We start from the raw sequence: 11596 nt of genomic DNA on the forward strand, positions 1-11596 counted from the left end.
TAATTAGAGAAGATGCAAGGGTGATGCAAGGGTGATGCAAGGGTTTTAAGAGATTCTAGCAGATTTAAGTGCATTTGGGAAGCTCTCAATCAAGCTAAAAGCCCTTTCCTGTAAGGTTTTTACCATTATTCAGCAAACCCTAATTAGGGTTTCAGGCGACTCAATTCTTAATAAAATCTATTATTCGAGATGCCCAAAGACCTAATTGCCCTGATAATTATCACGCCCCATCTCTTTTTCTTCTTCTACCTCGACTAAAAGGGGAACGAGATTTTCATTTAAACGACCGGCTCGAATTAATTCTGCGTAGGTATTAGCTTCGATATCAAGTAAAGTATCTTGAAATTGTTCGGCTACCACATCTTTTAATTGCGGGTGTTCCTGTAGTAATTTTTGCAACTGATCTGCCAAGGACTTTAATTGTCCTTCCACCAGAGTTTTTTTGTGGCGATAAAATTCGGGATCGATATCGGGAAAACGTTCTGGTTGTTGCAGATAATTAGACACCCTAGTTAAGGCAATTTGACGAGCAATTAAGGCCGAATATTCGGTGCGAATCGGTTGATCACCGATAAGATTGAGGGCATTTAACAGCCATTGTATGGATAATCCTTGCACCAATAAAGTAAATAAAACCACCCCAAAAACCACGTCAATAATTTCTTGACGGTAGGGGATGGCCGTAGGAACACTTAACGCTAGGGCGATCGAAACCGAACCGCGCAATCCTCCCCACCATAACACCGTTCTTTCCTTGAAACTGATCTTATTGCCCGTAATTAGGTTACTAATTCCCCCTAGTCCAAAAATGGACAGCAAACGGGAAACCACCATAGCGGCGATCGCTATTAAAATCCCGGTTAAGTGACTGCCGAGACTCTCAAAACGAGTTTGATCACCGATCAGTAAAAAGATGATAGAATTGACAAAAAAGGCGATAAATTCCCAAAATTCGCTAACTACCAAGCGGGTGCGGGGACTCATCCCAATGCGGGAACCGAGATTACCGAGAATAATCCCGACAATTACCACCCCAATCACACCGGATCCGCCTAATTTTTCCGTGACGAGATAGGTTCCATAGGCAGAAACTAGGGTGAGAGACTGTTCCACGAAAGGCAAATCGAAGCGTTGGGTAAGGTAGGAAATGCCGAAACCGATCACGCAACCGACACCGATCCCAATCCCGACAAAGGTGCAGAAACGAGCGATCGTGACGGGGACGGAAAAGGTATCGACTCCCAAGGGAATCCCCACCAAGAGGACGAAAGCGACCACAGCGACCCCATCATTAAAGAGACTTTCCCCTTCCATCAGGATCGTTAGTTTTTTACTGGCCCCCAATTCTTTAAATAGGGCAATCACAGAGACGGGATCGGTGGCAGCTAGGGCAGCACCCAACAGAAAAGCGATCGATAGGGGTAAATTAGCAAAGATATGTAGGGGATAGGCGACTCCCAAAACGGAGATAATCACCCCGATAACGGCAAAAAGGACGATAGTAACCCAATATTCCTTTAATTTAGCCCAAGGAATATTCCAAGCGGCTTCAAAAAGGAGGGGAGGCAGAAAAATTTCCAGAATTAATTCCGGGGAAAGATTAACTAGACGCAAATCTAAAAAAGCTAAACCCATACCGACAATAACTAACAGCAGGGTGTAGGGAATTTTGCGGAGGAAGGCAACGGTTCTCGATAAAGTGGCGACACTCAAGGAAATGGTCAAAACTAGCAGGAATTGCTCTAAATTATGAGCGATCGCTTCGTTAGCAGTAGATTCTAGACTCATTATTTTCAGTTATCAGTTAGCAGTTATCAGTTAGCAGTTATCAGATTTCAGTTTTCAGTATTAAGTGGCAATTGCGGAGCTTTCTTTTTTCTTTGGGAGTATCTCATTTATGCAAGCGAGTAATTATACTTGTCCCTAAAGGGTTACAAATGTGAGATGGGGTGCATCTCATTTTTGTAAATCTACCAATTTGGGATTTTTACGGAGACACTCTCGACTAAAATCGGTCATTACTTCCGATTTTATTACTCAATCCAAGCCTTTGGGGGGTAGAACCCCCCAAACCCCCCGTTGGGGGCGTGGCGCCGCCCCCAAACCCCCCGCGCATTAGTTTTTCGGTGGGATGCTTACAGGCAGCTGCTGATACATTTGTAATCATTTAAGAGTCACTAATAATTGCTGATTGTCGGTATTTCTGCAAATGTGAGATGCACTCGGTGAGATGCTCCCCTTTCTTTTCACTGATGACTGATGACTGATCACTGATTACTGATTACTGATCACTGATTACTGAAAAAGACTCCTAACACCCTAGTCATTCGGGGACTGAGGAGAGATTTTCAAAGAGGAAATCGCCCCTTCTTCTATGGGGGTTTCTGATGTATTCCTTTCCCCATCGAGAGAAGGGGTTTTTTTGCCGCCAGAACCGCCACTTTTCGGGGGTTTCGAGGAGAGGAATTGGGCCTCGAACTGTTTGATCAGCACATACAACACCGGGACGAGAAATAAACTCAACACCGTGGAAATCAGATAACCGCCTAAGATTGCAGTTCCCAGAGACCAACGACTCATCGCTCCGGCGCCGGAAGCGATAACCAAGGGCAAGAAACCGACTAAACCGGAAATAGCCGTCATCAGAATCGGTCTTAAGCGTTCCGTCGAGGCCCGGGCTGCCGCATCGGGAATACTTAAACCCAAAGTACGGGACTGGTTAGCGAATTCCACGATTAAAATCGCATTTTTAGCCGCTAAACCGATCAACATGACCAAAGCCACCTGAGCATAGATATTATTATTCACCGCCGGGAACAGACTACCCACTTGTAGGAAATTCGCCCGCAACAGTAAGGCCCCCATGGCACCTAGGATCGCTAGGGGAACGGTAATCATGATGATAATCGGGTCAATGTAGCTTTCGTACTGGGCCGCGAGGACAAGGAAAACCACAATAAAGGCTAATCCGAAGATAACTGGGGCAGCCCCGGCGGAAGTTTTTTCTTGGAAAGCTGTACCCGTCCAAGCGTAACCGAAACCGGGCTGCAGGACTTTCCGACAAACATCTTCCATCACTGCGATCGCCTGTCCCGTACTAAAACCGGGGGCGGGACTACCCTGAACGTTAATCGAGGGATAGAGGTTAAAGTTAGTGATAATCGGTGGATAGGTGAAGCGTTTGACGCTAACCAAACCCGATAGGGGAATATTGGCCCCGGTACGGGAACGGACGTAAAGACGGTTAATATCTTCAGGATTAGAGCGATAATCCGCTTCTGCTTGGGCAAAGACTCGATACAAGCGATCGCCTAGTACGAATTGATTGACGAAGTTGGAACCGAGATAGGTTTGCAGGGTAGCGAAAACGGCCTGCATATCGACGTTTTGTGCCTGTAGCTGGTTGCGATTGATAGAAAGTTCCAGCATCGGCGTGTCGGTGGTAAATTGGGTGAAAATTCCCGATAATTCCGGTCTTGTTCGGGCCTCGGCCATGACTTTATTAGCGTTGGCAATCAAAGCGTCCATGGGGAAAGAAGCGCGGTTTTGGATAAATAACTCGAAACCGCCGGTAGAACTTAATCCATCCACGGGGGGCGCATTAACGGCGAAAGCGCGAGCATCTGGGACTTTAGTGGCTAATTGTTGGTTAATTTTCCGCAGAACCCCGAAAACCGACTTATCTTCGCCGGGCCGTTCCGACCATTCTTTTAACTTGACAAAAAATAGTCCTTGGTTGCTACCACTTCCGGCAAAACTAAAGCCCGCCATACCGACAAAGTGTTCGATTTCTTCGATACCGTCGAGAATTTCTTCGTTAATCTGACGGATAACCTGGTCGGTGTAGCGCAGGGAAACCCCGGCGGGTGCTTGCACCAAAACGAAGGCATAACCTTGGTCTTCTTCGGGGATAAAACCCTGGGGAGTGGTGCTATAACTCCAAGCTGTGAGAAAGAGGGCGGCAATAAAGAATGGTAACACCAGAAACCGAAGCCGGATCAGAAATTCGATCGAGCGTCGATAGCCTTCTTTAACTGCGTTGAAACCCCGATTAAAGCCCTCGAAAAACAGTCCCAAGGGTCCGCGGGTGCGTTGGGGCGCTTTCATGATAATCGCCGACATGGTGGGGGAAAAACTGAGGGCGTTAAAGGTGGAGATGATAATTGAAGCGGAGATGATGACGGCAAATTGTCGATAAACGATCCCCACCGTACCGGGGAAGAAGGTGACGGGAATAAAAACCGCTAGTAGTACAAGAGAACTAGCGATCACCGCCGAGGTTAACTCGCCCATGGCATCGAGGGCAGCTTGAAATGGCCGCATTCCCTGCCGTAATTTTTCCGATACCGCTTCTACGATCACGATGCCGTCGTCCACCACTAAACCAGTGGCCAGAATGACGGCAAACAAGGAGAGGTTATTGAGAGAATAGCCTAAAGCCAGGGCGACGGCCATGGTTCCGATCAAAGATACGGGAATAGCGATCGCCGGAATGATCGTGGTGCGCCAATCCTGAAGGAAGATAAAAATGACGAGAATAACCAGTAAAATCGCCTCAACCAGAGTGCTAAAGGCTTCTTCCAGGGAAGCGGCGACAAAGGCGGTATTATCGAGGGTAATGGCGATATTTAACCCCGGGGGGAAACTTGGTTCTAGTTCCGCCATTTTTTCTTTTACCAGTTTGGCAGTATTCCAAGCGTTGGAACCGGGTAACTGATAGACGATATAGACAACGGCGGGGGATTTGTCGAAATAGGCGGCGGTACTGTAGTTTTCGGCTCCGATTTCTGCGCGTCCTACGTCTTTAATTCGGATTAAATCGCCATTTTCCCCGACTTTGACGACAATATTTTCCGCTTCCTCCCCGGTGGCAACCCTACCAACGGCGCGAATGGCGATCTGGAATTGCTGCTCTTCGGGACTGGGATCACCGCCAATTGTCCCCGCACCCACCTGAATATTCTGTTCTCGGATCGCCCGTACTACTTGTTCCGCCGATACACCCCTAGCGGCTAAAGCATCAGGATTAAGCCAAAAACGCAGGGCGTATTCCCTTTCCCCGATGATTGTTGTACTACCAACTCCCTCGATCCGGCGAATCTCCGCATCGATGACCCGATCGACAAAGTTACTTAAAAAGACCGTATCGTAGGGATAATTGCCCTTTTCGTCCGGTTTGGCGGAAATCCCGTAGGCAAGGGTAACGCTGGGGGATTGGGTATTGGTTGTCACCCCCTGCCGGTTCACTTCTTCCGGTAAACTAGCGGCGGCGGTACTGACACGGTTTTGTACCAAGACTTGGGCAATGTTACGATCCATTTCCACCGGGAAAAAGACATTCACCGTACTTTGTCCGGTGTTGGTACTCTGGGACTGCATATAAACAATCTGTTCTGTCCCGTTAATCTGGCGATCGAGTACCGTGGTAACGTTATCCTGTACGGTTTTGGCATCGGTTCCCAAATAGTTGGCATTTACCGCTACCTGAATAAATGCCAACTGGGGCAGTTTTTCTAGGGGTAAAAAGGGAACAGCGATCGCTCCGATCAAAACGATTAAAATCGAGCAAACTGTGGTCAGAACGGGTCTTTTAATGAAGGTATCGGCAATACTAAGGACCATAGGGCGTTACTGGTTCATCTTTTCTAGGATAGTTGCGGCAGTGGGAGATTTACGAGTCAGATAATTAAATATTAATAGTTTAAAGATGGTATCTAGGATAACGGGAACCGTGGCGACAAACAAGCTAATGAATGTAATATTCTCGCGCCAACCAAAGTGCCGGAACAAAGTTTCTAAGATTACCGTCCAACCCTCCGCCGAGTGAAACCCGACAAATATATCGGTAAAGAGAATAAAGATAAAGGCTTTGGTTATATCATTTAAGCTCAGAAAATAACGACTAACATAAGCTCGCGTAATGGCCAATTGTTGACGACCAAAAATTAAGATCGCAATAAAGGCTATTAATCCAGTGATATCGGAGAGTAAGTTTTTCCAACCATCTTGACTTTCATAACCCGCTTCTCTGAATAATTCCTGCACCTGTTCTCGAAAATTTTCTTCTGATTCATGCCCTGCTTTTGCTACTCCTAAAACGTGCTTGATTTCTTCAATTTCTTGAAGTCTAGCAAATTCCCTGAGATATTTTTCGCCAATTTCCTGAGAAATATAAACTTCTGATATTTTCGCTCTATCCACACCAAAATAGTTTAAAACAGGGCTAAAAATAAAGTTCCTACTAATAACCTGCACCAAGAGCGGAACTAAAATAATAATCAGGATAAAACGAATAGCAATACGTTGCTGTTGTCGCAGGTTACGGAGTTGTTTAATAACGGTTTGTTCGTATTCTGGGGTTAATTCTTGCCGGAAGTTAAAAAATTTATTACTGGTTGCAGGAGAAATTGTCTGGTTAGTTTTATCGCTAGGGGTATCACCGGTGAGATTCGCTTTAGGCAGATTTGGGGTTTGATTATTCGGTAATGGGGGCAGCAATTCCTCTAAGTCTAGGCGATATTTACCGATAATATCCTCGATCACCTTTAAAGTCTCTAGGATGTTATTATTTTCTGGGTTAGTTTGAGGATTAAAAAAATTACCCAGACGCACTTGAGTTAAATCGAAACGTATCTGTAATAATTCTCGCTCTAGGGTACTTTGAAAGTAATCATAAACACTTTTTCCTCCCACGGCAGCCGGGGAAATTTTTTGTCCCCCAAAATGTTTATCTTCGATCGCTTTAATTTTCAGCGCTCTCTGATAAGCTGATTCTAAGGCCACTAAAGAGCGTCTTTCTACCCATTGATTAACTCGATTCCAAGGCACGGCTATAATCCTCGCTTTTCTGTCATCACAAGCACCACGGTAAGCTATCAGCGTTGGCATCTCCACTTTAGATAAATATCCATAATATTACATTTTGGGCGCAGGTGATGCACTCCCACCATTGGTGAAATACAGAGTTTCTCATCAAGATAAAGTGTAACCTAATTTGTTATCGACGACCGATGACCGACTCCCTAAAACGAAAAATTCCTAGCTCACCATTAGGATAACTGCTCTAATTAAAGTTAGCAATAATTTTTAGATATCGAATGTTCCTCTATAAACAAACTGTAAGCATTTCTAAAAACCTCTGGAGTAAATCTATTAGCCTGTTGCCGACAATTTTCTGGATCAATTTTATCACCGTTATCAACAAAATATTTAACCGCTTCCAGCAAGGATTGGGGATTTTGTTCCCCAAAAAGTAATCCTGTTCCCTGGGGAGAATTTTCCCGCAGCTCTCGCACGGTTTCTAAAGCACCTCCGGCAGCAAATGCAATCACGGGAGTACCACAAGCTTGCGCTTCCACTAAAGCAATACCAAAATCCTCACAGGCAGCATAAATAAACGCTTTTGCTTTCGACATATATTCTGCTACTATTCGATCGGACACGGAACCTAAAATCTGAATATTATCCTTAGCTAACTGTCGGATTAAAGCCATTTGTGGACCATCTCCAATAACCACTAGGGGTAATCCCAATTGATTAAACGCTTCCACAATTAAAGGGACTTTTTTATAACTAACCAAACGAGAGACTACTAAATAAAAATCTTCTTTTTTCTCTTGGTAGGGAAAACGCTCGATTTGTACGGGAGGATAAATAACTTTTGCCTCCCGTCGATAACAGCGCCAAATTCGTCTAGCGGTGTGGTGGGAATTAGCCAGAAAATAGTCCACACGATTAGCAGAAATCACATCCCACTGACGCAAACCATGCAAGAGATAACGGGTGAAAATACCGGGTAATCCCCGTCCTAACTTACTATTAGCCAGATAGTCAAAAGTTAAATCCCAAGCATAACGCATCGGAGTGTGACAATAACAAATGTGCACCTGATCCGGTCGTATTAAAACCCCTTTAGCCACACAATGGGAGGAGGATAAAATTACATCATAATCCTCTAAATTTAACTGCTCGATCGCTAGGGGAAGAAAAGGTAAGTATTTTTGTACGCCATTTCTCGCTTTCGGGAAATTTTGCAGAAAAGTTGTCCCGATCGAGCGACCATAGAGATAACTATCGGGATTAGTGGACTCAAAATCGATCAAAGCGTATAAATCCGCCTCTAGACATTGTAAAATCTCCTTAACCACTAATTCCGATCCCCCCGTCGCCTTTGGGGTTAACCACTCGTGAACCAGAGCATACTTCATAGGATAATCAATAATCTCAGCCGTAATTATAGCAGTAAGGGATCAATAGTTCACTTACTGGTTTTCTCTTCCCCAAAATTACCGATACCTATCCGATCACGGTAAAAAACACCAGAAAGAAATTATTAAAATTTTCCAGAAAAATTGCAAAGTTTAGTAAAAATTACTAGCAAGATCAGATGATCGACTCCATAATGGGGATCAAGGAAAAAATAGACTTAAACCGATTGGGATCAAGAAAAACTAGCTTGATATACAGAAGATAACTAATTAACGAGGTTTGCTATGATCACCCTGCAACAAGTACGCTGTCCTAATTGTGGAAATTTTGCCGAAAGACAGCATATTTTAGAACACCATCTCGTTAGCACCGCCTGTTCTCACTGTGATTATCTGTTAATTAGCTGCAGTCTTACGGGAAATGTACTAGAGTGCTATGCAGCCGGTATTGGGTTAAGAAGTTAACACCGCTCCCTAGCCAGATCGAAAATGTCTTGTCAAAATAGAGTGGAGAAGACAAAATCAAGGAGCTAAGTAGCTATGGGGGGTAATTTCTTCAAGGGAGCGATCGCATTGGGGGTGGTAGCGGGGATTATGGGATTTACCAATCCCCCCCAAGAACTTTACAGCGAATACGCCTCGGAAAAACTTCTCGCTCATGCCGACAAAATCGCTTGCGAGAAAATCAGTCTCTGTGACTCGATCGATTCTTTACCAGTGGCAGCCAGAAATGTGATCAAAAATCAAATCTTAAAACCAGCGATCGAAACCTCTAGTCAACGGCAAAATTTAGGTGTGTTCAGTATTTACACCACAGAGGTACCGGGGGTAGCTAAAATTAGAACTCTTGGCGCTTTTGGGCATTTCTTGACTTTCTCGGAGACTTAGGTGAGATTACTGCCAGCTTAACCGCTACCAGCTTAATAATGAGTTAAGATGATCGTGTTAACCCGCGATTTGAGCGATAGACTCCTCAAGAACACCGATTAATCCTGCCTAACCGTGTTTAATTTTCTGCCCATTCTCCGAGAAGCGATCGCCCGTTGGTGGTCCGAATTCACCCTCCAAACTAAATTAATGGCTGCGGCTACTTTAGCCGTTTCTTTGTTGATGAGTGGTTTAACCTTTTGGGCGGTTAACACGATCCAGCAGGATGTCCGTCTCAATGATACCCGTTTTGGCCGGGATTTAGGGCTGTTATTAGCCGCTAATGTCTCCCCTCTGATTGCTGAGGACAATTTAACCGATTTAGCCCGTTTTTCAGCCCGTTTTTATAGTAGTACCTCCAGTGTGCGTTATTTGATCTACGCTAACGAGGAGGGTCAAATATTTTTCGGCATTCCCTATTCTACCGCCGAAGTTAAGAACTCCCTGACGATTGAGCGTCGCATTCAATTACCGGAAAATTATGGCGAAAATGCGGAAACTCCCCTCGTCCGTCAGCATAAAACCCCCGACGGTGAAGTAACCGATGTCTTTGTTCCCTTAAATCATGAGGGCAAATATTTGGGAGTATTAGCGATCGGGATCAATCCTAACGCTATTGTGGTCGCTTCTTCTAATCTAACCCGTGATGTGACTATTGCCGTTTTTGTCTCGATTTGGGCTATGGTGATTCTGGGGGCGGTTTTTAATGCTTTAACTATCACCAAACCGATCAAGGAGTTATTAGTCGGCGTCAAAAATATTGCAGCAGGAAATTTTAAGCAGCGCGTTGATTTACCCTTGGGAGGAGAGTTAGGGGAATTAATTCTCAGTTTTAATGAAATGGCGGAAAAGTTAGAACGATACGAAGAACAAAATATCGAAGAAATGACCGCCGAAAAAGCCAAATTAGATACGTTAATGTCCACTATTGCTGATGGGGCGATTCTCTTAGATACTAATTTTCAATTATTATTAATTAATCCCGCAGCTCGGGAAATATTTGGCTGGGAAGATCGGGAAATTATCGGTAAAAATGTTCTACATCTTTTTCCTTCGGAGTTAACGGTTAGACTAACTAAACCTCTCTATCAAATTGCGGCAGGAGAAACCCCCCAGCCAGAAGAATCGGCTAATCAAAATCAGACAAATGCTGTTATTGATCAGGAAAATAATAACTATTCCCCAGCAGAATTTAGATTATCTTTAACTAACACGAAAACCCGGACAATTCGCCTTTTGTTAACTCAGGTATTCGATCAGCATCGGGAGAATGTCCGGGGAATTGCCATGACGCTACAGGATATCACTAGAGAAACAGAATTAAATGAGGCAAAAAGTCAATTTATCAGCAATGTTTCCCATGAGTTAAGAACCCCTTTATTTAACATCAAATCTTTTATTGAAACCCTGACAGAATTTGGTGAGGATCTCAGCGATACAGAAAAAAGAGAGTTTTTAGAAACCGCTAATCATGAAACCGATCGCTTAACTCGTTTGGTTAATGATGTTCTCGATCTTTCTCGGTTAGAATCCTCCCGTAACTATAACTTAGATGCGATCGATATCGGACAATTAATCGAACAAACCCTAAGGACCTATCAACTCAATGCTAGGGATAAAGGACTAGAATTAAGCTCGGAAATTGAAGCCAATTTACTACCAATTTTAGGTCATTATGATCTACTTTTACAGGTATTAACTAATCTAGTCGGTAACTCCCTAAAATTTACTCCTGCTGGCGGTAAAGTGGTGATTCGTGCCTATAAAATAAGCAGAGATAATCCCCAAGAAACTCCCAAAATTCGCGTGGAAGTATCCGATACTGGTATTGGCATCGATGCCGAGGATCAAAGTGCCATATTCGATCGCTTCTATCGGGTAGAAAATCGCGTTCATACCCTAGAAGGGACGGGATTAGGATTATCGATCGTCAAAAATATTATTGAAAAGCACTATAGTCAAATTAATTTGATTAGTGAAGTGGGAATTGGCACAACTTTCTGGTTCGATCTAGAGCTATATCAAGGCTTGATCGCCAGCAAGAAAATTAACGACGTGAGTTTATAAAAGCTAGGGCAATACTGCCCAAAATCAGGGTTAATAATAGCAATAATCCCTTATTTCTGAGACACCAATTTTAAAAAACCCTAGGCAGAGGGAGAGGAGGAATTTTTTCGGCTATTATTTGGCTATTTTTGTATAAAGTGCAGCTGCTAGCGTAGGGACGTTGGGGAAAATTACAGCTATCATCGCCATGATAAAGACAAGTTTGACATAAAAACTCGCCGGTGACAGCTTGATGCAGGGTCATGCCGGGATGATCATAGACTATAGCAAAAGGGAGCAAGTCAGTTTTGCAGAAGAGTGCGCTGGAGACCGGTAGAAGAATCGAGTAAAATAGGGATATATCAAAGGAGGAAACGGTCAATGAACCCAGAAAACCAGAAAAAACTCCAAGAATA

At 44.0% G+C, this 11596-nt stretch carries 7 protein-coding genes and 1 pseudogene; 3 read left to right on the forward strand and 5 right to left on the reverse strand.

Annotated elements, in window-relative coordinates; translation table 11 throughout:
- Window positions 1–201: 201 nt before the first annotated feature.
- The 4 genes from IM477_RS12895 to IM477_RS12910 all read right to left on the reverse strand — a co-directional run bounded on the left by IM477_RS12895 (window position 202) and on the right by IM477_RS12910 (window position 8207).
- Window positions 202–1788: a cation:proton antiporter gene (locus tag IM477_RS12895; RefSeq protein WP_287732051.1), complete on the reverse strand. Its 1587-nt coding sequence runs from the start codon at window positions 1786–1788 to the stop codon at window positions 202–204.
- 531 nt (window positions 1789–2319) lie between these two features.
- A complete protein-coding gene (locus tag IM477_RS12900; protein ID WP_287732052.1) occupies window positions 2320–5622 on the reverse strand; it encodes an efflux RND transporter permease subunit in 3303 nt (1100 codons plus the stop codon).
- Between the two features lie 6 nt (window positions 5623–5628).
- A complete protein-coding gene (locus IM477_RS12905) occupies window positions 5629–6828 on the reverse strand; it encodes a hypothetical protein (RefSeq protein ID WP_287732055.1) in 1200 nt (399 codons plus the stop codon).
- Window positions 6829–7073: 245 nt separating this feature from the next.
- Window positions 7074–8207 carry a glycosyltransferase gene (locus IM477_RS12910; protein ID WP_287732053.1) on the reverse strand — a complete coding sequence of 378 codons (1134 nt, stop codon included), beginning with the start codon at window positions 8205–8207 and terminating at the stop codon, window positions 7074–7076.
- A gap of 285 nt (window positions 8208–8492) precedes the next feature.
- On the opposite strand from IM477_RS12910, the gene IM477_RS12915 reads away from it, so the two are divergent.
- From IM477_RS12915 to nblS, 3 genes are all read left to right on the forward strand, one after another.
- Window positions 8493–8672: a replication restart DNA helicase PriA gene (locus IM477_RS12915; protein ID WP_287732054.1), complete on the forward strand. Its 180-nt coding sequence runs from the start codon at window positions 8493–8495 to the stop codon at window positions 8670–8672.
- Between the two features lie 75 nt (window positions 8673–8747).
- Window positions 8748–9095: a DUF4359 domain-containing protein gene (locus tag IM477_RS12920; protein ID WP_002800601.1), complete on the forward strand. Its 348-nt coding sequence runs from the start codon at window positions 8748–8750 to the stop codon at window positions 9093–9095.
- 114 nt (window positions 9096–9209) lie between these two features.
- On the forward strand, window positions 9210–11201 hold the full coding sequence (nblS, locus tag IM477_RS12925) for a two-component system sensor histidine kinase NblS (RefSeq protein ID WP_287673451.1): 1992 nt from the start codon (window positions 9210–9212) through the stop codon (window positions 11199–11201).
- Here nblS and IM477_RS23090 read toward each other — a convergent pair.
- Window positions 11182–11541: pseudogene (locus IM477_RS23090) on the reverse strand (hypothetical protein). The gene nblS and the pseudogene IM477_RS23090 overlap by 20 nt on opposite strands.
- Window positions 11542–11596: the final 55 nt, after the last annotated feature.

The sequence above is a fragment of the Microcystis sp. M090S1 genome (assembly GCF_020246295.1).
GTDB classification, from domain to species: Bacteria; Cyanobacteriota; Cyanobacteriia; order Cyanobacteriales; family Microcystaceae; genus Microcystis; species Microcystis aeruginosa.